This is a genomic window from Novipirellula artificiosorum (assembly GCF_007860135.1).
Taxonomy (GTDB): Bacteria; Planctomycetota; Planctomycetia; order Pirellulales; family Pirellulaceae; genus Novipirellula_A; species Novipirellula_A artificiosorum.
Window position 1 is genome coordinate 643882 of the sequence record NZ_SJPV01000002.1, and the last position, 23746, is coordinate 667627.

Consider the following 23746-nt stretch of genomic DNA (forward strand, 5'->3'; position numbering starts at 1 on the left):
AAAGGGGTGGTTAACCGTTTAGGGAAGCGATTCGCCTAGCAGCTTGGGCCAAGAAAGTCGCAAATCATCACGATGCTTGTCGATTGCATGGTTAAGTTTAGCAACGATTCGATCATTTTGAGCTTCGATGAATCGCTCAACGATCAATTCCTGCATCACCTCGCCCCACGCCTCTGCCGCATCCCCCCCGATGTGACTGACTCGTTCGACTTCAAAACTCGCCATTTTCAGCTCCGCCGTGTCGACGCGTGGATCGATGACCAGCGCCGGCGGCACTTCAAGGTAGTCCGCATGGAATCCGATGGTCGCCCCCAACCGCAACCGGACTCGCATCTTCCCCGACACCGTAACGCTGTACCATTTGACGCCATAATTCCAACGCTGGATACGAGCGTTGAACGTCATCAAGACTTCACTCGTCGACTCAATGTGCCAGAGTTCCTGTTGGGTTCGTGTAACCGAATGGACTGTCGTTTTTGCCGCGTGAGGGGAACCGGACGGTGGTAACATGATTTCGTATCGGACCCAACGGCCATGCTCTTGTTCTCGATAGCGGCGATGCGTCTTGATTTTGAACCCGTCGAGCCGAGTGTGGACACCCGCCCATACTTTTCGGGTCTCGCCCCAGCCTTTGTCACCTTCATACTTCGGCGGGAGCTCACGCATCGCCATCGTCGCCAGCCATTGAACCGAATCACGAGCTTGAGACTCACGAATCAACAGAGGGTTGTCCGCTGCTTTCGAGACGACCACCATGAGGAGTGACCCCAACAGAGAAGCCGACAAGACAACACGCGGGCCCTGCGATCGGGTTCGCTGGGCACACTTCCCAACGACGATCGACAGACGACGCAGAAGGAAACACCCTCTTGCCCCGTCACCATCACGGCTCCGGCAGGGGGCTTCTATGAATCGTTCGTGAAGCAAGCCAAAACCCCAAGGGTGAATGGGAAATCGCTGGTGTTACAGCAGAGGTTGAAGACGCCCCTATCGTAACCGAGTAGGGCTGGGCGGGCACAGACGAAAAGCGGCTTGCCGCCGGACAGCTGCGTCATCGCAGAGAAGAAATCGTGCAATGTACCGCGAGCAGGGACCTTGCCACATTTCGAACCAAGGGAGGCATTTGCTCCCAAAACGATGTGCTGGGCCGTAGTTTCGCCGCCAAGCATCCTACCGCGGCCTCGGGCAGTCGAGCCACTCGAACCCTCGTTCTAGGTGGCCCCTTGCCGATCGCGGTAACATTCCGTAACGATTGGGGGCAGCGAGTTTGCCCTGGCGATTCGACTTTCGCGGTTTTTGGGGCGGAGACGCACGATCAGTTTGAACCCATTCTCTTGAAAGAGCAGGATCATGAACAAAGAAATCGAAGCTGCATTCAACGATCATTTGAACGCAGAACTCTATTCGTCTTACCTTTACCTATCGATGAGCAACTATTTTGCGGATCAGAACCTAGAGGGTATGTCGAACTGGATGACGATTCAGGCCGACGAAGAACGCTTGCATGGCATGAAGTTCGTGGACTTCATCAATGAGCGAAGTGGCCGGGTCATTTTGCAACAAATCGATGCACCGAAGATTGAGTGGGCATGCCCGCTGGAGGCTTTTCAGGATTCTTATGACCATGAATGTCTGATCAGTCGCAAGATCAACGCATTGGTCGACTTGGCAGTCAAACACAGCGACCACGCCGCCATCGCCTTTCTACAGTGGTTCGTGACCGAGCAGGTTGAAGAAGAAGCCGCTGCTATCTCGATCGTTGAGAAGCTGAAAAAGATTGGCGACCAGCCGATGGGGTTGTTTATGATCGACGAACAATTGAGCGGCCGAACCCTCGAGGCTCCCGAAGCAACCTAGCCACCAAAAACGGGACGCGTTGGGACGGGATGAAATCGCGGCCAAGGAACTTCAGGGGGCTTCGCGGTCCCTTGTTCGTCGACCGAGGCATCAAACGGATCGACGGTCAATGCTCCTCCTCCGAATGTGTCACAGCCCCAAGGCGTGTCGGAACTTGATGGGCGGAGGAATTCGCCGGAATAAGAATCGTCATGGACCAGCATCTCCGTCTCTCCGCCCTGGACGGATGACAGCAATCCCGGTGGTGAGACGTGATGCGGACCGCCGCCACGTCGCCAATGCCCCAAGGGCCCGCCGCGGTCGGTCGGGTCAGCAATTCGCTCGCTGGGAATGTTGAGCGCTACGCAGCCAGCCTGGCCGGCGATCAGACCGACAACGGCGACAAGAAAACAGGTGCGGAGATGGGTTCGACCCAGCATGACGGGACCGCTGCGTTCGTTCGAGGAATGCCCCCCTCGAAATGCGAACGATGGTTCGCTTTGTCCTTCATCGGCCAGAAAAAAAGGCATCTTTAGAAAAAGATGCCCAATCCTCAAACTCGCAACGAAGCGGAAGCGAAAACTCCAGCGGTTCGCCTAGCTGGCTTTGGCCTTGGTTCGGGCTTCACGGAGGCCCCGACTTAGAATATCGCGAAGCATAGGAGAGTAATCCTCGTACTTCGCTTCGTCCGGCGCTCCGCTGCTGAATTGATAGATCGCATCGCGAGGCTTTACACCTAGAGCGATCAGCGTGCTACAAACCGTGCCGTAATCGTGGTTGCGCACCACCATGCTCGGACGCCCTGGACCGACCGGCGCCCGTGCGAATACCTTGCTAGCAACCGCCAAGAACTTAACAGGCGAATCCAGGGTTTGAAGGGTCAACAACCGCCGTGCCATCCGAACCCGCTGATCCTCGGGATCGTTTAAGTTGCGAGCCCCAATGATATTGAGCCCATCACGAAGTTCGACCACTTCTTGACGTTCGTCCGCGTGGATCGCATAGCCGTTCGCAGCATCTGCGATCAGGATGTTGCATCCTTCATACCGCGTTTTTGCAAATTCAGCATGTGCCTTGTCGAGTGCTTTGTTCGCCGAGGTGCATCGCAGCAAGTCCATTGCGAGCAATCCGCGAGAACGTTGGCCAAAAAGCGGCATCGTCGTCGCTCGGTTACACAAGCCGACAAAAACCCCGTTCTGGTTGACGCCCAGCCAGGTTCCGCCTGCTTTTTGATCGATACCACACAACACCCGGGGCTTGCCAGATTGGATGGAGGGCGACAGACTTGAGCGGCTGTAGTATTCTTCGCGATTGGCAGCAACCAAAATAGGACTTTCAGGCACCAAGCGATACTGAACGGCCAATAAGCACATTTCGCAGCTTTCTTTTCAAAGATCGGTTGAGTGAATTTTCTCCGGCTCAGGCGGGTCGGTAGGCCGCTTGACATCAAGTCATTGGCCCGCTTTGACCGCCTCAACATGCAACAATGTATCTACGCGACGCCTCCCTCTACACCCCCCGGTAGGGTGTAAGGTTCAAAAATCGGGCAATTACCGAGCTTTCACGCCACTTGAGGCAACTCTGGGCAATCTTTGGCAATTGATTTGGACGATAAAACGTCAAGATCGATTCCCTTAGCACCAAGACACTGAAAGCATGAACACACCCGGTATGGATGCACCGCAGAAGAGTCCCTATTCGAAAGCGGTGCTTGCAATTCAAGCAACCGTCAGCGTGACGCTCGCACGTCAACGGGTACCGCTGAGCCGAATTGTCGACCTTGTCCCCGGGTCCATGCTCACTTTCGATTCCCATTGCGACGAACCGTTGATTTTGGAAGTTGGCGGTCAAGGGATCGCCAAAGGGGAGACCGTGAAGATTGGCGACAAGTTCGGACTGAGAATTCGAGAGATCCTCGCCCAACCGTCCGAACACTAGCCAGCGTCGCTCCAACGGCGGCGACGCTCGTACTTGCCCGTCCCGCCTGTCCGAACCGCTGGGAGCGATACAAGGCCTACGCTACACGCGCCCCGCTCACCGTCTGCCGTCGGGTTGGCCCCACTCAGTTGTCTTTGTACCAACTCGAGTAAAAGACATAGTTTTTGGCGATTTTCTCAATCATCTCTTTCGCCTGCTCGGGATCGACGTCTTTGATTCGTTTTGCGGGGGTCCCCGCGTAAAGACTTCCCGGTTCGATTCTGGTTCCTTGCAGCACCACGGACCCCGCACCGATGATCGATCCTTCCCCGACATGCACATGATCGAGAACCACCGATCCGATGCCGATCAAGCAGTTCTTTTCGATTTTCGCACCATGCACACAAACGTTGTGACCGATGGAAACGTTGTCGTCGATTTCGATGACCGATTTCTGATACAGCGTATGCAGCACCGAGCCGTCTTGAATGTTGACGCGATTCCCGATCCGAATCGAGTTCACATCGCCTCGGACGACGGAGCCAAACCAAACCGAGCACTCGTCGCCCATGACAACGTCACCCACCACGACGGCGGTATCGGCAACAAAGCAATTGTTGCCAAATTGGGGCGTGATGCCACGGACTGTTTTAATGATACCCATTGCTTTGAATGAAATTCGAGAGTGATTGGTGTTAGACAACAGATTATAGCAACCAAAGCAGCGGGTTGTCGCTACAGCGTCGCTTGGATCGGTTCACGACGGCACAACGGTTTCGTCAGCAGCAGTTGAGAGACGCCGATTTGGCGTTCTTGAAAACCGGCTTCGCAGTAGCACAAATAGTAGTGCCACATCCGCAGGAATCGCTCGTCGAATCCAAGCTGTTTGACCTGCTCGATGTTATTCCAAAAGTTGCTTCGCCACTGCGCTAGCGTCGCGGCATAGTGGGGGCCAAAATCCTCTGCATGAAAGAATCGAAAATCGGTTGTTTTGCCCAAGCAGGCAGCGATGGCGCTGATGCTCGGCAAGAAACCCCCCGGAAAAATATATCGCTGGATAAAGTCAACCGATTTGCGATACCGACCGTAGCGATGATCGGGAAGCGTGATCGCTTGCAGCAGCATCATGCCGTCCGGTTTAAGTCGTTGCGAACATTGCTCGAAGTAGCTAGGCAAATACTTCTCACCAACGGCCTCGATCATCTCAATCGAAACCAGCTTGTCGTATTGGCCGGTCAATTCCCGATAGTCTTGCTTCAGCAGGGTGATCCGGTCGAGCAGCGAAGCCGCGCGGAATCGCTTTTCGGCGTAGGCATGTTGTTGGTCTGAAATCGTCGTCGTCGTGATCCGACACCCATATTGTCTTGCGGCGTACTCGGCAAACCCGCCCCACCCAGTACCGATTTCTAAGACGTGATCGTTCGGTTTGAGTTGCAGTTTCCGACAAACGATATCGTACTTTTCGATCGACGCCTCGAGCAAAGTGGAACGGGGCGTCGGGAAGATCCCACTGCTGTAGGTCATCGTCGGATCGAGCATCAAGGCGAAGAATTCGTTGCTCAAATCGTAATGCGCTGCGATGTTCCGTTTGCTGCCCGACCGCGTGTTGCGACGCAATCCGTTGCCAAGGGCACGAAACGGACGAAGCACCCGGGAGATGCCCTTTTCGAGATTCGAAACCGTATCGGCATTGCGAGCCATGACCCTCATGACCGTGGTCAAATCGGGCGAATCCCAATCGCCGCGCAAATAGGATTCTGCCGCTCCCAACGCACCGCCCAGTACGGCAGAACGATAGAACCGCCGATCGGAAACGGTGATCGTCCCCGCCAAATGAGTGTCAGCAATGTGCCCAAACTCAAATCCGCCACTGCGATCTTCGATGGTCAATTGGCCTTCCTGGATTCTTGCCATTCGACGAAGCACCGCTCGTCGAAACAAACAACTGGCATCGATCAACTGTTGTGGTTTGGTTGCGGTCAGCCGATCTCGCTTGGAGGCATGTCGGAGGCATTCCTCGTTTTGGAAACGGGGGAAGTCGGCGACGTCAGTTTGTCGGGATGAGGATAAAACGGGCATTTTTTCCACCACAGGATTAAAGCTTGATAGTAAATCGCCGCACCAATGCGGGCAGTCATCAGAAAATAACGCCATGTCATGCGACGCAATTCGGTTTGGGTCAAATCTCGCCGACGCAGCGTCATCACGGCCTCAAACACGCTTCGCGATTTTTCATGATTCGTCAAGGCGATGGTCGATGTCTCGCCCGGCGCAGTCAACCGCCATTGGTACTGCATGTCCATCGCCATGAAAGGCGACACGTGAAACTCTTTGCGATGAGAAAAACGCAGTTCGGCCCCCGAAGAACACCGATTGCCATCCCACAGCACATAGCAATGGCGTTCTTTCCACGGCGTGTTACTCACCTCGGCCACGATCGATTCGAGTTGAGTACCGGACTCGTCAAAAACGTAGAACAAGTTTAAGGGACTAAAGTAATAGCCAAAGTATCGCAGTTGCGTCAGCATCCGAATCGGGCCGCTTGGTCGCGCCCCTGTCTCTGCTTCGACAATCTGACGCACCTCAGATTCAAGGGACTGCAACGAGTCGAAAAGATGATCCCCTCGCCACAGCGACCGAATCGCGTACTTCGACTGGCGAATCAATCGATCACGGCCCACCAACGACGGCAACTCGCTCAAATCCAAATAGACCATAAACAGCCGATACTCGAATCGATGGCTTACTGGACTGTGTCGGCAATGGGTGACCTTTCCTTCGTAGATGCAGCTCTGCATGACTCAAGTTCCAATCCAAAATATTTTGCGACGGCCAAGGCACTGTTGACTCCGTCTTCATGAAAACCATAACCCCAATAGGCACCGCAGAAGTGGGTTCGGTGATTGCCGCTGACTTCAGCAAACCGCTGTTGAGCTCGAATCGAGGAAGCCGCATAAGCGGGATGCGAGTATTCAAACGTCCGTAGGATCTTCTGCTCGGCGATCGGTTCGGTTGGATTCAGCGTCAACAGAATTGGCAGCGGCGAGTGGTGTCGTTGCAGCCGGCTGAGATCATAGGTTACCGACGCTCCGCGGGCAGGGCCGATGGGAATGTGGTAGTTCCAGCTTGCCCAGGCACGTTTTCGATCCGGCATCAAGCGATCGTCGGTATGCAGTACCGCTTGGTTGCTCTGATAAGGAAACTCCCGCAATATTTCCTGCTCGGCGGCAGTCGGATTCGAAATCAGCTTGAGCGTTTGATCGGCGTGGGTTGCAAAAACAACTTGATCAAACGATTCGGCCTGACCTTGCTGTGTGGTCACCACAACACGGTCTGGCTGGCGTTCCACCGCCGTGACAGGACAACTTAACTTTAGTCGGTCACGAAGCGGGTCAAGCAAGGCATCGACATAGACCCTCGCCCCGCCAGCAATCGTTCGCCACTGCGGTCGATCACGGATCTGCATCAGCCCATGGTTCGCGAAGAATCCGACCATAAAATCAGCGGGAAAGCTCCGAATCGAGTCCGGTGGACAAGACCAGATCGCCGCGGCCATCGGGAGCAAGTATCGGTCGACAAAATCGTTCCCCACACCGCACTGTTCCAGGAACGCACCCACGCTTCGGCCGTCTTTCAATTCACCGCTTGCCGCCGCTGCATTCCCCCGCTGGTTAAAACGGCGAATGTCCCATAGCAACCTTAAGAACGACGGACGAAACAAATTGGTTCGTTGTGCAAAGAGCCCGTTCAGCGAACTGCCTTGATACTCAGTTTGAGTGTTTGAACAACGTACGCTGAAGCTCATGTCGCTCGCCTGAGACGATACACCGAGGATTCGAAGCAACTGGCAGAAATTCGGATAGGTCCGTTCATTAAAGACCATGAACCCCGTATCTACCGAAAAAGGACGGCCTTGAACGGAGACATCCACGGTATTGGAGTGCCCTCCAGCGTAGCCATTTGCTTCAAAGACCGTCACGTCGTGCCGACTCGACAAGATTCTCGCCGTCAAGCTGCCACTAATCCCAGTTCCAATGATTGCGATATGCATCGGCTGATCCCTGGCGTGTGTCACGCCAGCTCCGATGCAACGTGTTTAGGTGGCCGAGGGAAAAATGCACTCGTGATCTTCACGTATTGTTCGTAGCCTTCAACTCGGCTTCGCAGCGAACTCTCCAGCAAACGAACTCCGGACACACGGATCAAAAGCACCGACATGATTATCGGGCTAAGAATCGTCCACCACCACGAGTCAGGTTCGACAGCCACAAAATAAAAACCCCACCAAACGAGAAAATCGCCAAAGTAGTTCGGGTGACGCGTGTATCGCCACAAGCCAAGATTCATCACTTTCCCTCGATTGAGAGCATCTGCCTTGAACCGAGCAAGTTGCAGATCGCCTACCGCTTCAAAGAAAATTCCCACACCCCAGAGAGCGAAGCCGAGAATCACAAGGGGACTCCAAGCAACGTTTTTTCCGATCGCGACTTGAATCGGAAGCGAAATGAACCACATCAAAAGTGCCTGGAGCCCAAACACCGTCACCAGACTAACCCAGCCAAACTGGTTGCCATGCTTTTCCCGCATCGCGGCGTACCGATGGTCCTCCGGTTTGCCCCAATTCCTCCAGGCCAAGTAGCTTGCCAACCGAAAGCCCCAAACGGTCACCATCGCGGCTAAACAGGTCACCCGCATCGAAGCAGGGCCTGTCTGCGACAGCGAGAGCCAGGCGATGACCACAAACCCGAGTCCCCAGAACACATCGACGACATTCACGTTGCGTCGCAGTAAGCTGAACACCCACAAAGCGATCGCAATAACGGCTACCGCCCCAAAGTTCGTTAAAAAGTAGTTCATCGCAATGGCTAGCGGTTCGGATTCACTCAGAAGGGGTTTTCAACTTCATATGATCTTACAGCCCAGGAAAGTGGTGGTCTTCCTTCAAACAAAGAATTTCAGGTTTCTGAGTGAGAAGCTGGCCTCCCCCGCATGGTCGCCTGACGAATCGATGGGGGTTTGGAGACCGATAGAAAGGATCAACAATTCGAAAGTGGTCGTAGGGCTGTAGTCCAACCACGCAGTTGCAACCAAAGAGTAGACGAAATGAGTCTCATTGATCTGGCGGAATCAGGCATCCTTCCCGACGTACTCGTTCGTGCGGGCATTCGACATTTACTGGGAAAACGGCTGAATTCGAATGCCCCACCGCTCTCACCAAACTTGTCCGATTTCTGCGAGATGCTTCGTGAAAGCCCACTCGCCGTTGCAACGGATCAAGCAAATGAACAGCATTACGAGGTGCCCGCTGATTTCTACCTGAAGGTTCTTGGGCCTCGTTTGAAGTACAGTTCCTGCTTTTTTGAAAGCGATTCGACGACGCTTGCGGAAGCGGAAGAAGCGATGTTGAGCCTGACCTGCGAACGAGCGGAGCTTGAGGATGGCATGCGCATCTTAGAACTCGGGTGTGGTTGGGGATCCTTGACACTTTGGATGGCGGAAAAGTACCCTCAGGCGCAGATCACCGCAGTTTCCAATTCAGCAAGCCAGCGCCGATTCATCGAGCAGCGTGCTGCCGAAGCGGGTTGGAATCACGTGCGAGTGATCACCGCAGACATGCGAGATTTTCGGTTGCAGGAGGCCTTTGATCGTGTCGTCTCGGTCGAGATGTTTGAGCACATGCGAAACTATGAGTTGCTCTTTCAACGCGTCGCAAATTGGCTCAGCCCAAAGGGCAAAGCACTCGTTCATGTCTTCTGCCACTGCGAAACGCCCTATTTGTTCGAGACCGAGGGGGCCTCGAATTGGATGGGGCGACACTTCTTTACCGGAGGTATGATGCCGTCGGAGAACCTCTTCGAACAATTCGACGACGCCCTCACCATTGAGCAGCAGTGGCGAGTCAGCGGAATGCACTACTACCGAACCTGCGAAGCGTGGCTCTCCAATCTGGATCAAAACCGCGCTGAACTGTTGAGACGGTTGGGCGAGGAGATGACGCCTGTCGCAGCCAAACGTAACCTGCAGCGGTGGCGAATGTTCTTCATGGCCTGCGCCGAGCTGTTTCGCTATCACGGAGGCAACGAGTGGTTCGTAGCCCACTATCGATTCACCCCAACGGCTGCAGCTCTCCTCGATCAACGGATCCCTGAATTGCATCATTCGAAGCCATCATGACCCGGGCATTCCTCCTCTCACTTTTTGGCGCGATTTTGGTCGTAATGATCGCGGTCACTTTCTATGCTTCGCTTGACCGCAGCGTTTTCAAGGCCGGCTCGGAACTCTTGTCTGACCGCTGGTTCGTCGCGACCTTGTTTGACGCCTACTGCGGTTTCCTTACATTCTACGTTTGGGTGGCGTACAAGGAACGAACCCTGCTCGGAAAGGGCCTCTGGTTCATTCTGATCTTGATGTTGGGCAACATCGCGATGTCGATCTACTTGCTGATTCAACTAGCGAAACTCGACCGCAATGCCGGAATCACCTCGATTTTGCTGCGAAACGATGAGACGACTCGGCCTATTGGAGCCGATCGAGCCGCACATCCGTGAAAAACGCATAGGGTGGATCGACCGCATCGTTATCCGCATCGTGCACCACCAAGCGAATCGATGTGCCCGTCCCAATACGGCTCAGTGGAATGGAGCCGATAAACTTCGTTTCAAGAAAGACATACCAATCAGAGAGTTGCCGCTCGAGGTAAACGACGTGGGAGCGTTCGCTGAATCCTCTCGGCAATTGAAGCTGTGAAACGCTGGAAAGCGGATCAAAATCCCCGGATTTCACCCCCAACTCCAGCGTCTTGTCTGTCACTCGCAGAGTGCCACGTGGGTCAGCTTGGATCGTTGGGTCAAAGGCGAAATCGATATCGACCGTTCCACCACCGCGTTGCTTCAGCACGAACAGACTGATCCTCGGATGATCCGACGGAGGAACTCGACGCGTTAATCCACTGCGCCGCGACGTCGATGCGATCGCAGTCGCTGAATCGGGGGAAACGACCGTATTCCAGGCGCCGACCATCGAGCCGTCCGTATCCCAACCGCTTAGCGATTCGCCGTCGAAAAGCGGTTCACTGTCAACCACTCGCAGGTAGTCCCGCGGCCCACGCGTTGGAGCGGACCACCAAGCATAGCCAATGATCGTACCGAGCATCGCAAGGATCGCCACCGCGACGATCCAAAGAGTTCGTATCGCTCGCTTCCTGTTGGCAGGAACCGCAGCCGAATCCGATCGCATCAGTTCAACCGTTTGAGTGACCGAATCCGCAATCGAATCTGCGTCGGAACGAGAAACCGGACTGAATCCATGCGTGGACACGTCGGCGCCCGACGCGATCGGCGGTGCGGATACCGTAGTTTGAGGCGAAGTGACGGACTCCGCTTCAACGAGCTGATCAATCCACCGAATCAACGCTTCATAGCTTTGAGGACGCTGATTCGGATCGGGATCCATCATCGCTTGCAGCAATTGCAGTTGAGCATCCGGCAGCAGGACCGGAAGTGCCGAAGCATCAATGACCAACGGCTCTTGTTTCTCGCGGCTCAGCGCAGCGACACTTCGTCCGCTAAAAGGCGCCGACCCAAAAAGCAGATGCCAAGCCGTTGCTCCGAGAGCATAGATGTCGGTGCGAAAATCAACCCCCTCGCCACCAAATTGCTCCGGCGACATGTAGGCAGGGCTGCCCATGATTTTGTCGACGGTTGTCAGCTTCAAGTCGTCGGCTTGAGGGGTGGCAAATAAAGCCAATCCAAAATCGGTTATTTTAACCATCTCGCTGCCCTGCGGCAGCGTCGAGCCTTCGGGGGGCGTGACCAAAATCAGATTGGCCGGCTTGATGTCGCGATGGATCAAGTCATGCCTCCGGGCGTGCAGCAGGCCTGACGCGACTTGCCGCACAATCAGCCACACGTTTTCTGGTGGCATGATCCCATCCTCGCGAAGTGCCTGCTCGCAACTTCGGCCTTCGACAAACTCCATCGCAAAGTGATAGCGGCCTTGATGTTTGCCGAAGTTCAAGGCTTGCACGATGTTGGGGTGTTGCAGTCGGGCTAACGCTCTTGCTTCACGTTCGAACCGAGCTGCAGCGGTAGGGTTGCTGACATTGCTGACCAGAATCGTTTTCAAGGCAACCTGGCGGTCCAAGTCGATCTGTCGGGCCCGATAAACCACCCCCATTCCGCCACGGCCGACAAGGTCGAGGATCTCGTAGCTGGGAACGACTCGCGTCGGAAACTGCAGTGATTCCACAATGTCTACGTCGGTCGGCGAAAGTAAACCTCGCCTCAAGGCAATCTGAGCAATCAGGGCATATTGATCCACCGCGACGCTTCGAAGCGCCTCGACATCGGTGACCGACAACAATTGCAGCTCGAGACAGAGATCGAGAAACCGATTCGCTTCGTCCTGTTTGCTCGTCATGTGGGGGCGTCAATGGCTGATTATTCTTCCAGCAGGTCGAGTTGGCGCAAGACGGAATCAACCGTAGGCCGGTCAGCGATCGATTCGCCCACGTAGGCGAACCGGACTCGGCCTTCACGATCCACAATGTACGTTGATGGCTTGGCTAATTGGGCGCGGATCCCCAATTGGTCCACCCCCGACAAATTGATGTCCAGCAGCAACGGATAAGGAACCTGTTCATTCTCGATCGGCCCTTTCTTGATGCTTTGGTCCAGGTCGGTCAGGTGGGTTGCCTCGTCGTCGGATTCAACTGGAAACACAGCAACAAGCTGAGCGTCGTAGGCCTCCAACTCATCGTAACGGCGTGCCCAACGGGAAGTTTGCGACGCACAGTAAAAACAAACGCCGTTATTCCATCCACGCGTGATTACAAGTACCAAGTATTTTCGCGTCATCAAATCGGATAACGTGACCTCGGCGCCTTCCGGGTCGGTAAACCGAAGCGAGGAGAAATCGTCGATCGTGATCGGCTGCGACTGCGTGACCTCGGTGAACTCAATCCCATCATCGGGGACGCGGCTACAACCGGTTCCGAGAGAAAACAAACACAAAATCACCAATAAACGAACATTTAGCACGATCAAGGACTCCGTAGCGTTAAAGCTAGATTGTAGCGACCTAGCCAGTGCTGTGTTGGCAGCCGCGGGCCACGGACCTGCCCGGGGGGTGGGCCCGTTCGGGAGACGCTCGGTCGGCGAACGACGCAAAACACGCTGGGACCGCGTTCGACCGTCACTGCTTGTCCGTTTCTTGAATCGAGGGTTCCTCCGTTGGTTCTTCTGCGGCTTCCGCGGCGTTGCCCGATTCAATGCGTCCGCCGATACTCAGCACGCTTAGTTCGTCATTCAACCGCTTCCTTAACTCGTCTTCGCCAGGAAATCCGAGGTGGACCGACTCGATGATTCCAGTCTTTCCCACCACGACCGTTTGCGGAATGGCATCGGCTCGATACGCATCCGAGATTTTTCCTTTGGGGTCAAACACAACATTGATATCCCATTCTTGCTCTTCTAAAAAACCCTTGACCAAGGATTCATCCTCGCCGACGTTCACTGCCAAGAAGACAACATCCTTGTCTGCATACTCGTCGCTGACCTGCTTGAGGATCGGCATCGCAGCTGCGCAGGGAACACACCATGTCGCCCAGAAATCGAGCACGACCACTTTGTTCTTCAGTGCATCCAAGCTGACCACGTCACCCGCAAGAGTGGATGCTTCGAAATCGGGCGCCATTTCTCCAAGCAGCGGGTGCGAGTTGACCGCCCCGGCAATCGATTGCATGTAGTCTTCGAGCGACTCATACTCCACCGCATCCTTGCCAGCATGAAAGGAGAACAGGCTTTCTTCGACTTCGCCCGTGACGCGCCAGGACAGAAAATCAAATTGCAACTGGTAGGCGAAGCCTTGCGGCACACGAACTTGGTTCGTCGCTCGTAACATGGCTGTCAAATCAACCAACAAACGAATTGGCTTTGGAACCTTCTCTTCACTGACCCAGAAATCCCAAGTCACCGCATCGTTCTGTTCACCACGGAGGTGGATCGCCGGCACGCGACCACGGAATTTTTCACGGTCGACAATCGACACCGACTTCATTCCGCCGAGAAAGCTCAATGACGGATCGACCCCAGCAAAGGTCAATGCCATCACCGGTTCGGGATAAGGCCCCATTGGAAGCGGCAAGTTCAGGACAGCGTCTTGCAGATCAAGTGGTTCGGAGATTTGGTAGTAAGCTTTGGGCGAAAGGGCGACGACCATCTTCTTGCCGTCACAATAGATTCGCGTCCTTTGTTCCGGTTCTTTCAAGTAAATCGTGAACTGATCGGGGTGCTTTGATGCAATTTGGTAGGTCGATTTCTTCGTTTCGACAATTTGCCCGGCTAGCACGGAATCGGTCGACAACTCGACCGTCGCTCGCGAAACATCGGCATCGGCAATCGATGCAAAAAGCGGTTGCAGCACATCACGAACGTCGTCGGAAAGGACGAAACGTTCTTTCTCCGCCCCCTGAGCCGGTGGCTTGCTCGCTTCTTCTCGCTCTGCAGTTACCGCTTCGGGCTTCGCCGATTGCTCCTCGGCAGCCCTCACCACAAAACCGCTACTGACAACCAACAGAAACAACACACGAAATAACATGCTAAAACCGAGCTCCGAGTTTTCACGAAAAGGCGAGTCATTGCAACCGTCGGCCAGGACCGGTGTTGGCCTTCCCCCATAGCCAGGCGGCGTTGAAAGACCAGACGAGGACTAGACCATGAACACCGCTGCGGCCCCGAGGCCAAGACCGAGCAGGAATCCGAATGCATCGGGAACCAACATGTGTGGCCATTTGGCCTCCGTCGTCCCAAAGAACAGACGGGGCTCTTGCTGATGCAGATAAAACCAGAAATAGAAGCCCACCAACAGCCCGACGCTGGATCGGACAAGGATCTTGACGTCCAACTCCTCTTGGAAATCGCCGACCAGTCCCATGATGCGATCGCCAAAGCCATACGCATAGCTGAACAAGACGATGTACCAGCAAGCTGGTTTTGCAATAAAGCAGGCAACACAGGTTGCGATCGACAAAACGGTCATCGCAACCACGACCGCCGCAGCGATTCCTAAGCCGCCCGCCGCTTCCTCGGGCATTTCTTCGCCAAGTGCGGGAATGATCGCCATCAATCCAAAAAGGGCCAACGTCAAAATAGCGAACAGTGCGGCCCACAGCCCGTTGATCACTCCCAAGAACGTGAGCGTGCCGGGCCGTTTACCGGGTCTTGCCGCTTGGGCCGAGTCGCCTGCATCGGTCGACCCGTACTGCTGCAGCAGTTTGCCACCGGTCGAAGGAGCCGAGGGCGCCGCGGATCCGGGCCGAGACACGGCCGCGACCGGTTGCAAATCACTCTCGGTCAATTCGTCGAACATACCAGCGTCAAAGCCACCAAATCCGCCGGCACCCGGCTGCGCTGCCGCGGTCCTCGTCACCCGAGGCCGAGTGGTGGCTACTGCCGAAGGGGGGGGTGCTGCGGAACCGGTCAACGCTGCCGACGCAGCGTCGCCCCCCGGAGCACGAAGTTGTTTCCCACAAGGGCATTTGACGATTTTGCCAGCCGCAGCGTCGGGAACATTCAGGACCGTCGAACAGCCGGGACACTTGATCTTCATGGGGCCAGGTCAGGTTCAGAAACGCAAAACAGAATAGGGATAAAGGGGGAGGCCGCCATCCTACACGAATCGCCGCTTCGATGCCCATCGAATTCAATACAAACAGCCACCTTTTCTCGCCAATCATGGCATTCATGACGATCTTACCGCTTTGTCGAAGACTGCTACCGCAATCTACCCCTTGGTGGGTATTCTAGGAGCATGTTCGCCCAAACTAGCCCATGGACGCTTTCGCCAGCAACGCTGCTCTGGTTGGTGTTCTCGTTTTTTGCCGCCGTTTTATTGTTTTCGACGCTGAATCACCGACGGACCGCCTTGACCAGCGCCTTGAAGGCGTTTGTGCGCCGTCACGACGAATCGGCCGTCCCGGAGGTCCGGGGCAGTTCCAAGGTTGCGGAAGAAGCGGTCGCCGATGACGATCGTGACGTGACCGGCGGCGACGCGGTCCCAACCGAATGATCCCCTAATCAAACGATTCATGAGTAAACGAGTTTTCATTCACACCGTCGGCTGCCAGATGAACGTACTGGACAGCGAAATGGTGATTGCCGACCTAAAACGCCACGGCTACACCGTCGTCGATTCGCCCAAACAGGCCGATTGTGTACTCTACAACACGTGCAGTGTTCGCGAACACGCCGAGGAAAAGGTCTACAGCGCGCTGGGCAAGTTGCGGCAAATGAAGGAGCTGGACCCCGGAAAGACGATTGGCGTGATGGGCTGTATGGCTCAGAAGGATCAGGAGATCGTTTTCAAGCGGGCCCCCTACGTCGATTTGGTGGTTGGCCCAGGCCAATTGCACACCCTGCCTGACTTGCTGGCAAAGATTGAAGCGGGTGAGGGACGTCAAATGGCAGTCTCACTCTCTCGCACCGATGGGTCTCAAGCATCGATCGCTCGCAGCCACGAAACCTTTGACCCCTTGCGTGATCCGTCGATGCGGCCAACGCCCTTCCAAGCTTACCTGCGAATTCAAATCGGTTGCGACAAGTTTTGCACTTACTGCGTCGTCCCCAACACGCGCGGTCCTGAGCAAGGTCGTCCACCTTCCCAGATCCTCTCCGAGGCTCGCGTGCTTGCCGAGCAAGGATGTCGCGAGATCACGTTGCTAGGGCAAACGGTCAATAGCTATCGTTTCAAAGACGATGAGCAGGCGACCGACTTGGCATCACTGCTCGAGGAACTGCATGAAGTCGATGGGATCGATCGAATCAAGTTTGTGACGAACTATCCCAAAGACATGACCGAGCGGTTGTTGACCACGGTGCGTGATCTGCCAAAGTGTGCACCTTATCTGCATGTGCCTGCACAAAGCGGCAGCGATGAAGTCCTCAAACGGATGAAACGGGGCTACACGGTCAGCGACTACATGGAGATGTTCGAGCGGATCGAGCGGATCTTGCCCGAAGCATCGGTGAGCAGCGACTTTATTGTGGGTTTCTGTGGCGAAACGGAGGAAGACTTCCAAAAGTCCGTTCGCTTGATCGAGCGTTGCCGGTTCAAAAACAGCTTCATTTTTCAGTACAGTGTTCGACCCGGCACGACGGCATCCAAGCGACTCGAGGACGACGTGCCTCGCGAAGTCAAACTGCGCCGCAACAACGATTTGCTTGAGGTTCAAGATCGGCTTGCCAAAGAAGACAACTTGAAACGGGTCAACAGTGTGGTCGAGGTTCTGGTCGAAGGGCCGAGCAAGGTAGGGTTCAAAGCCGACGCCGAGGCTCAAGTGGTTCAGATGATCGGCCGAACCGATTGCGACCGGATTGTGGTCTTCGACGGCAACCGTCGACAAGCGGGTCAGTTTGTCAATGTCAAGGTTGACGACGCCAGCTGTCACACACTGATTGGACGCATTCAAACGGTCGATGTCGTTTCCATCGCTGCGCCAGCGTTTAGTTCCTAGCGAAGCACCCATGGGGGTTTGCCTTCATGGCATTTCTACCTCACGTTCGCACATTCCTTGCAAAGGTCGCTCCACTGACTACAACAACGTCCTCTACCGAAGACATCCGGATCCAGACGCTTGACAATGGAATTGTCGTCGCCGTCCAGTCCATGCCATGGTTACGCACCGCCGCGTTCTCACTCTGTTTGCGAGCTGGCGTGAATGCCGAATCCCTCTCCAACTCGGGCTTGGCATCGATGGTTTGCGAGATGGTCGAACGAGGCGCGGGGCCGTATAGCAGCCGCGACCTTGTTGCCGCAGCCGACAACCTCGGCATGGATCGATCCTCCAACGTGGCGACATCGTCGGTGTCGTTTGGAGCCGCGATGCCGGCAGAATCACTGAAAGAGGCGATCAAGATTTACGCCGACATTGTCCGCCGCCCCCACTTGCCAAGCGACCAACTTGACGACGCTCGGATGATGGCAATGCACGAGCTTCGCGCCATCGAAGACGAACCGACACAACGTGTGATGCTGAGGCTTCGTGAATTGCAATACGGCCAACGTTTGGGCCGCAGCCAACATGGCAAGCAGGAAAGCTTGATGGCGATCACCGCCGAGGATGTTCGTGAATTCTACACGCGACACTATCACGCTGGGGGCGCCATTCTAACGGTCGCTGGCAAGCTTGACCCTGAAACGGTCTTTGAATGGGCAGCGGAATGCTTCGGTGATTGGAAGGTGGACGAGGTTGTCCCCTCCGCTGAGATGTCCGGTGCAGCCGCGTACGAGCACATCGCGTCTCCATCGAGCCAAACGCACATCGGGTTTTCCTTTGATTCGATTCCGTTTGGCCACGAAGATTACTTCAAGATGCGTGCGGCAATCGGCATCCTTAGCGACGGGATGAGCAGCCGCTTGTTCGATCGTGTTCGTGAGCAACGCGGATTGTGCTACACCGTTTCGGCAGGCTGCCAATCGCTGCAAAAGGTTGGTGCGGTGTTCGGCTACGCGGGCACCACTCCCGAACGAGCCCAGCAAACACTTGACGTCACGCTGGGGGAATTCACCCGGCTTACCGATGACCTGTCCGTCGATGAACTCGACCGTTGGAAGGTTCGCATCGAAAGCAACTTGATCATGGAACAAGAATCGAGTGCATCACGGTCCGCTTCGATGGCATCGGATTACTTCCAGGTGGGGCGGGTCCTCAGCACCGTTGAGCTCGAGCAGGTTATCGAGTCGTTGACGCTGGACCAGATCGCAGACTACTGGAAGGCTCATCCACCGTCCGATTATCGGATCGTCACGCTTGGCCCCGAACCGTTGAATCCGAACCGTTGAATCCGAACCGTTAACACTCAACCTTGAAGCCCTGCTTTCCATGACCCACTTCCAAACTTACACGTTGTCCAATGGACTACGCGTTGCCGCAGAGATCGATCATCGTTGTTACTCTGCGGCGATGGGCTACTTTGTCCGCGCCGGTGCGAAAGACGAAACCGATCGCGAATCGGGTCTCAGCCATTTCCTTGAACACATGATGTTCAAAGGAACGGATCGCCGAACGGCCGCAGATGTGAATCGCGAACTCGATGAACTCGGTGGAAACAGCAACGCCTACACCAGCGAAGAGCAAACGGTCTATTACGCCACGGTGCTTCCCAAATTCCAAGATCGGCTCGTCGACTTGCTAACCGACATGCTGAGCCCGAAATTGGATGAACATGAATTTGAAACCGAGCGGAAAGTAATCTTGGAAGAGATTGCCAAGTACGAGGATCAACCTCCTTTCGGTGCGTTCGAACGCGTGATGGAGATTTACTATGGGCCGCGAGGCTTGGGGAGACGCGTCCTCGGGACCAAAGAATCGATCGAAGCGACGGACGCGACTTCGATGAGAAACTACTTCCATCGCCGTTATCGCCCCGAGCAAATGGTCTTTGCCGCGACGGGGAACGTCGATTTTGAGCGATTGATTGAGACCCTCGAACGTCAAACCGCTTCGTGGCATCAACGGCCCCTGCCCGAGCCGCCAACCGCAGACGATATGCAATCCCTGCCTGCGGGAATTGCACTCGATTCGCACTTGGAAATCGAAGATGCAGCTCAAGCCTACTGCGTTCGAATCAGTCGCGGTCCAAGCATGGCGAGCGAAGATCGTTACGCGACTCGCATTCTCGCATCGATTTTGGGTGACGAAGGAGGCAGCCGCTTGTTTTGGGAATTGATCGATACCGGTCGAGCGGAAACCGCAACGGTTTGGCCACAAGAGTTCGCTGACAGTGGTGCGTGGTTCAGTTACTTGGTTTGCGAACGCTCCGAATTGGAATCGAACAGCAAGCTGATGCAGGAACTGCTGATGCGGACCGCCGACGAAGGGGTCACGGCCGAAGAGCTCCAGCAAGCGACCAATAAGGCCACCGCGGCCTGCATCATGCAGAGCGAGCGGCCGAGCAACCGGCTGTTTAGTGTTGGCAGCCGCTGGCTAACCTATGGCCAATACGTCAGCACGGATGACTTGCTCAACCAATTCCGCGCCATCGACTTGACCGCCGTCTCCAAGGCCGCCAATGCGTATTTGAATGAATCGTCAACCGAAGTGGTTGCAGCGGCTTCGCAGGTCCAGCAACTTTCCTAAGTCCGAGCATCGGTGGTCAGGAAAATGTCTTCTTTTCCTGAATTTGTTGTCACGCACCCCCGGATCGTATCGACTTATTGGCAAACAGCCCCGCTTCACTTGCCTTTCCTCGAGTCTGCCATGCTTTCCTCGACCTCTGACGATGACCACCTTCGACTCGTTCAACAAGCGATTGCCGGCGACCAGGAAGCGTTTGGCCGTTTGGTTCAGGATTACGCCGGGATGGTCACCGGCATAGCCTACAGCGTGTTGGGGGATTTTGACCGTAGCGAGGATGCTGGCCAAGAAGCCTTCTTGGAAGCTTGGAAAAAACTAGATTCGCTGAAAGACCCAAATCGTTTTGGAAGTTGGGTTTGCGCGATCGCGCGGCACCGTGCGCTCGACTTAGCCCGCACGCTCGGTCGACGTGACGCGCGGACGCAGTCGGTTGGATACGATGTTTCCGTGGATCGTCACGCCGGGGCTGAAGAAATCGCAGCGAGCGAAGAGGAAAAGGCCTTGGTATGGAGCAGTCTTGATTCGCTGCCCGAAAAATACCGCGAAGTCATGGTGCTCTATTACCGTGGTGATTCCTCGGTGGCGAGAGTAGCCGAGACACTGGGCGAGAACGAACCCACGATTCGCCAGCGTCTTGTTCGGGGCCGAGAAATGCTCAAGAGCGAGGTGGAGCGGATTGTCGAGCGGACGCTATCGGGAACGGCACCCAAAGCAATCTTCACCGCCGCGGTGCTGGGAAGTTTACCGGGCAACGCGCATGCCGCCGTTGCGGGGATGGCTGCAGCAACGGCAAAGACGGCTTCGAGTTCGCTGGGCGGCGCAGCAGCAACGTCGAGCGGCGTTGCCATCGGCGGCGCCGCACTCGGCACGATGGGCGGACTTCTCGGTGGCTTACTTGGTGGTGGCATCGGAGCCTGGATGGGATATCGCAATTCGCCCTACGCAAGCCAAAAACGACTCATCACCCGTTATGTGTTTGCTTTCGCGGCGGTGATGCTTTGCTTTCTCGTTTCGCTATCGTTGCTGATACGAAAGCAAACGTCGGATGCACCGTTTCAGGGGAGCACCTACGCGATTGCCTTGATGAGCTTGATTTTTGGTTTCCAATTTCTGATGCTTGGCAGCGCGCTGTGGATGGGGCGGAGGTACAAGCAACTGGCGCAATCAGCCAAGCAGGCGGGGGACGCGGTGGATCCATCGGTGGCTGTGAAGCGAGGTCGATTCATCCATCAAGAGGTCCGCTGGACAAGCCAAGCGAGGTTCTTGGGACGCCCCTGGGTCGACGTTCAACGTGCAAAAACCGATTGTGACGGAAGCGTTGAAACGCCGCTCACCGCGACCGGCTGGATCGCGATCGGTGATCGGGCCAACGGAGTGCTTCTTGGTGTCGGCAATCTCGCCCGAGGGATGATCGCCGTTGGGGCCGTCAGCTTTGGTGGAATTGCAATCGGTGGCGTCGGAGTCGGCTTAATCAGCGTTGCAGGTTTATCCATCGGCGTGATTGGAATTGGCGGTCTTGCATTGTCCGTGATTGCGATTGCAGGCGTTGCGATTGGATTGTATGCCTACGGTGGACTGGCGGTTGGCAAGATTGCTCTTGGCGGAGCTGCATTCGGTCTCGACGGCGCACGCGGCGGCTTTGCCTGGTCGCGAGTTTACGCCGAGGGGGGTGAGGTGATTGGTGGTGCTGGCGCGGACAAGGAAATGCTGGCGGCTGCGTTCCAGCAACACGGGTTCGTCCAACTCGCCGAGGGAGGCATCAGCGGTGGGGTCATGCAATTTGGATTCGTGCTGATCGCAATCGTTTTTCTTAGCTTCATCGTCAGCGTGGTTGCTTCGAAACGACTCGGCTATCGCCATGAGATGGACGACAAGGCGATGCGCCGCAACGACGCAGGAGCATTTTTCGGATCGTTGCTGGGGTGTACCGTGTGGGTCACGACGCTCGGCTATTCCCAGGGGCACTGGGCGACGTTCGCGTTGTCGGTCACTGTCTACGTGATCGCCGCCGGGGTATGTGCTGCCAGCTATTTCGAGACGCGTAACACCCATCGTTACTGGCTAGCTTACGGGGTCAGCTTGATCGCGATGGAAGTCGCGACGAGTTTGTGCTTGCTGTTCGCCTGGCGATTCCTAGGGATGAGGACTTGGGAATCCCTTCATTTGGTTACCCTCTTCATCGTGCTGCAACTCGTCTTCCTCGCCCACGCAGCCATTGCTGCGATGACCACCCAATCAACTCTGCTGAAGCGCGGCAGCTAATTGTTCGTAGGTGCGTTTGGCATCGATCTTGCTGCCGCGATTGTCCAAGGCGATTTGATAGAGGTGTTGTCCGCATTCGGTCGGGTAGTTGCCGGTCACACACGCTCGGCAGAGACTGCTTTCCTCCAAACCAATCGCTCGGGCAATCGCGCTGACGGGCAAATACCTCAACGTATCGGCGCCCAGGTCGTCCGCCAATTTTTGTTGAGCTTCATCCGTCAAATTGCCGCTGACACCAAAGTATTTTGGCGCGATCAACTGGTCGATCGTACTCATGTCGATCCCGTAGAAGCATGGCGCGACGATGGGCGGACAGGCGACACGAACGTGAATCTCCTTCGCCCCACCGACTTCACGGATCCGATCCAACAACACATTCATGGTCGTGCTGCGGACAATCGAATCTTCGACCAAGATCACGCGTTTGCCTTCGAGCACTTCTCGAAGCGGCGTGTACTTGGTCGCCGCTTTCGCTTTCCTCGCTCGCCCCCCTTCGATGAAGGTTCGGCCAGCGTAGCGATTTCGAATCAATCCTTCGCGACAAGGGATCGACAATTTGTACGCCATCGCGTCGGCTGCCGCTTTGCTGGTGTCGGGAACCGGAACGATGATCGTATCTTCATCATCAAGCGGGACACGACCAAGCTCTCGTTCCGCACGAGCGAGCTCTTCACCCAAGTGAGTGCGGCTAAGGTAAACGCTGCGGTCATCGAGCGTGCTGGCGACGTTCGCGAAGTAAATCCATTCAAAGAAGCAATGGGCTGGCGATTTTGTTTGGGCAAACTGTTCCAGCCGAAAACCATCTTCCGGATCAATGATGATGGCATGTCCGGGCGGCAACGATTTGATTTGGTCGTCCGAAAAACCGAGATTCAACAAGGCGACGCTTTCGCTCGCAGCGGCGAACAGTGGACCGTCGTTGACATAGCACATCGGCTTGATCCCCAAGGGGTCTCGGGCAACGATCATTTCGCCTTCGGCGGTCAGCAGCGCGATGCTGTACGCTCCGTCGAACCCAGCCGTGGTTTGACGCAGCACATCGATCCAATCAATTCGACCAGGTGATTGACTGAGCAACCGACCGAACTCATGAAGAATGATCTCGGTATCGGTGTCGAGCGTCAGATGGTGGTCCCCATCGGCCAACAGCCGTTCTTTGAGCAGTCCGTAGTTAGCCAATTGGCCATTAAAACCAAAGCTAAACCACTTTCGTTTGTGTATGTGTTTTCGTTCGAAGGGTTGAGCGTAACTACGGTCGTCTTGGCCGCAGGTGGCGTAGCGAACATGGCCAATCGCAGCTCGACCGGCCAATTGCCGCATCAACGATTCACATTTGGCGCGGTGGTTGAGCCGGAAAACTTCGGTGACGGTCCCCACATCTTTGAGCGTCCGCAGCAGTGAGGGTCGGTCGGGGTCAAAAGTAGTCATGCCGGCGGCCAATTGACCGCGATTTTGGATATCCAACAACATCCGTGGCAGCAGCCGCGAAATGTGCCGAGGTCCGTCAGACGTACACATTTGGCTTCGGCCGCGACCAGAAAGATGGTAAATCGCAGCAACACCACATTCGTGATGCAATTCGCTCATATCGGGGGATTC

22 protein-coding genes are annotated in these 23746 nt (G+C 55.5%); 9 read left to right on the forward strand and 13 right to left on the reverse strand.

The genetic code is table 11. From position 1 onward, the window contains the following. Positions 1-18: 18 nt before the first annotated feature. Positions 19-756, reverse strand: coding sequence for a hypothetical protein (locus Poly41_RS08275; RefSeq protein WP_146525424.1), 738 nt, complete (start codon positions 754-756; stop codon positions 19-21). Between the two features lie 594 nt (positions 757-1350). Here Poly41_RS08275 and Poly41_RS08280 point away from each other — a divergent pair. Next, positions 1351-1857 carry a ferritin gene (locus Poly41_RS08280; RefSeq protein WP_197231153.1) on the forward strand — a complete coding sequence of 169 codons (507 nt, stop codon included), beginning with the start codon at positions 1351-1353 and terminating at the stop codon, positions 1855-1857. On the opposite strand, the gene Poly41_RS08285 is transcribed toward Poly41_RS08280, so the two are convergent. After that, positions 1854-2366: a hypothetical protein gene (locus Poly41_RS08285; protein WP_146525426.1), complete on the reverse strand. Its 513-nt coding sequence runs from the start codon at positions 2364-2366 to the stop codon at positions 1854-1856. The genes Poly41_RS08280 and Poly41_RS08285 overlap by 4 nt on opposite strands. A gap of 66 nt (positions 2367-2432) precedes the next feature. Continuing rightward, complete coding sequence (locus Poly41_RS08290; protein ID WP_146525427.1) at positions 2433-3209, reverse strand: NRDE family protein; 777 nt, start codon at positions 3207-3209, stop codon at positions 2433-2435. Between the two features lie 283 nt (positions 3210-3492). Here Poly41_RS08290 and Poly41_RS08295 point away from each other — a divergent pair, with 283 nt between their 5' ends. Next, positions 3493-3774 carry a FliM/FliN family flagellar motor switch protein gene (locus Poly41_RS08295; protein WP_146525428.1) on the forward strand — a complete coding sequence of 94 codons (282 nt, stop codon included), beginning with the start codon at positions 3493-3495 and terminating at the stop codon, positions 3772-3774. A 124-nt stretch (positions 3775-3898) separates the two neighbouring features. On the opposite strand, the gene Poly41_RS08300 is transcribed toward Poly41_RS08295, so the two are convergent. The 5 genes from Poly41_RS08300 to Poly41_RS08320 all read right to left on the reverse strand — a co-directional run bounded on the left by Poly41_RS08300 (position 3899) and on the right by Poly41_RS08320 (position 8610). Then, complete coding sequence (locus tag Poly41_RS08300) at positions 3899-4417, reverse strand: gamma carbonic anhydrase family protein (RefSeq protein WP_146525429.1); 519 nt, start codon at positions 4415-4417, stop codon at positions 3899-3901. Positions 4418-4488: 71 nt separating this feature from the next. Further along, complete coding sequence (locus tag Poly41_RS08305) at positions 4489-5667, reverse strand: SAM-dependent methyltransferase (RefSeq protein WP_197231154.1); 1179 nt, start codon at positions 5665-5667, stop codon at positions 4489-4491. Positions 5668-5732: 65 nt separating this feature from the next. Beyond that, positions 5733-6551 carry a DUF1365 domain-containing protein gene (locus Poly41_RS08310; RefSeq protein WP_146525431.1) on the reverse strand — a complete coding sequence of 273 codons (819 nt, stop codon included), beginning with the start codon at positions 6549-6551 and terminating at the stop codon, positions 5733-5735. Continuing rightward, on the reverse strand, positions 6497-7804 hold the full coding sequence (locus Poly41_RS08315) for an NAD(P)/FAD-dependent oxidoreductase (protein ID WP_146525432.1): 1308 nt from the start codon (positions 7802-7804) through the stop codon (positions 6497-6499). The genes Poly41_RS08310 and Poly41_RS08315 overlap by 55 nt, the downstream gene beginning before the upstream one ends. A gap of 20 nt (positions 7805-7824) precedes the next feature. Next, on the reverse strand, positions 7825-8610 hold the full coding sequence (locus Poly41_RS08320) for a DUF1295 domain-containing protein (RefSeq protein ID WP_146525433.1): 786 nt from the start codon (positions 8608-8610) through the stop codon (positions 7825-7827). Positions 8611-8856: 246 nt separating this feature from the next. On the opposite strand from Poly41_RS08320, the gene Poly41_RS08325 reads away from it, so the two are divergent. Both Poly41_RS08325 and Poly41_RS08330 read left to right on the forward strand, forming a co-directional pair. Further along, complete coding sequence (locus Poly41_RS08325) at positions 8857-9927, forward strand: SAM-dependent methyltransferase (protein WP_146525434.1); 1071 nt, start codon at positions 8857-8859, stop codon at positions 9925-9927. Next, positions 9924-10301: a DUF1475 family protein gene (locus Poly41_RS08330; protein WP_146525435.1), complete on the forward strand. Its 378-nt coding sequence runs from the start codon at positions 9924-9926 to the stop codon at positions 10299-10301. Before Poly41_RS08325 ends, Poly41_RS08330 begins: the two co-directional genes overlap by 4 nt. On the opposite strand, the gene Poly41_RS08335 is transcribed toward Poly41_RS08330, so the two are convergent. From Poly41_RS08335 to Poly41_RS08350, 4 genes are all read right to left on the reverse strand, one after another. Next, entirely contained in the window at positions 10270-12171 is a 1902-nt protein-coding gene (locus Poly41_RS08335) for a serine/threonine-protein kinase (RefSeq protein ID WP_146525436.1), read from the reverse strand. The two genes, Poly41_RS08330 and Poly41_RS08335, sit on opposite strands and share 32 nt — an antisense overlap. A 20-nt stretch (positions 12172-12191) precedes the next feature. Beyond that, positions 12192-12791 (reverse strand): peroxiredoxin family protein, encoded by a 600-nt coding sequence (locus Poly41_RS08340; protein ID WP_146525437.1) that lies wholly within the window; start codon positions 12789-12791, stop codon positions 12192-12194. A gap of 154 nt (positions 12792-12945) precedes the next feature. Continuing rightward, positions 12946-14349 (reverse strand): redoxin domain-containing protein, encoded by a 1404-nt coding sequence (locus Poly41_RS08345; protein WP_146525438.1) that lies wholly within the window; start codon positions 14347-14349, stop codon positions 12946-12948. A gap of 111 nt (positions 14350-14460) precedes the next feature. Further along, complete coding sequence (locus Poly41_RS08350; protein WP_146525439.1) at positions 14461-15360, reverse strand: zinc ribbon domain-containing protein; 900 nt, start codon at positions 15358-15360, stop codon at positions 14461-14463. A 201-nt stretch (positions 15361-15561) separates the two neighbouring features. Here Poly41_RS08350 and Poly41_RS08355 point away from each other — a divergent pair, with 201 nt between their 5' ends. The 5 genes from Poly41_RS08355 (at position 15562) to Poly41_RS08375 (ending at position 22147) form a co-directional block, all read left to right on the forward strand. Further along, a complete protein-coding gene (locus Poly41_RS08355) occupies positions 15562-15819 on the forward strand; it encodes a hypothetical protein (protein WP_146525440.1) in 258 nt (85 codons plus the stop codon). Positions 15820-15838: 19 nt separating this feature from the next. Then, on the forward strand, positions 15839-17263 hold the full coding sequence (gene miaB, locus Poly41_RS08360; RefSeq protein ID WP_146525441.1) for a tRNA (N6-isopentenyl adenosine(37)-C2)-methylthiotransferase MiaB: 1425 nt from the start codon (positions 15839-15841) through the stop codon (positions 17261-17263). Between the two features lie 26 nt (positions 17264-17289). Then, positions 17290-18591, forward strand: coding sequence for a M16 family metallopeptidase (locus Poly41_RS08365; RefSeq protein WP_146525442.1), 1302 nt, complete (start codon positions 17290-17292; stop codon positions 18589-18591). Positions 18592-18631: 40 nt separating this feature from the next. Next, entirely contained in the window at positions 18632-19888 is a 1257-nt protein-coding gene (locus Poly41_RS08370) for a M16 family metallopeptidase (protein ID WP_146525443.1), read from the forward strand. 120 nt (positions 19889-20008) lie between these two features. Continuing rightward, the gene (locus tag Poly41_RS08375) at positions 20009-22147 is read left to right on the forward strand and encodes an RNA polymerase sigma factor (RefSeq protein WP_197231155.1); all 2139 of its coding nucleotides are present in this window, start codon (positions 20009-20011) and stop codon (positions 22145-22147) included. On the opposite strand, the gene Poly41_RS08380 is transcribed toward Poly41_RS08375, so the two are convergent. Then, a complete protein-coding gene (locus Poly41_RS08380) occupies positions 22121-23734 on the reverse strand; it encodes an amidophosphoribosyltransferase (protein ID WP_146525786.1) in 1614 nt (537 codons plus the stop codon). The genes Poly41_RS08375 and Poly41_RS08380 overlap by 27 nt on opposite strands. Positions 23735-23746 lie beyond the last annotated feature (12 nt).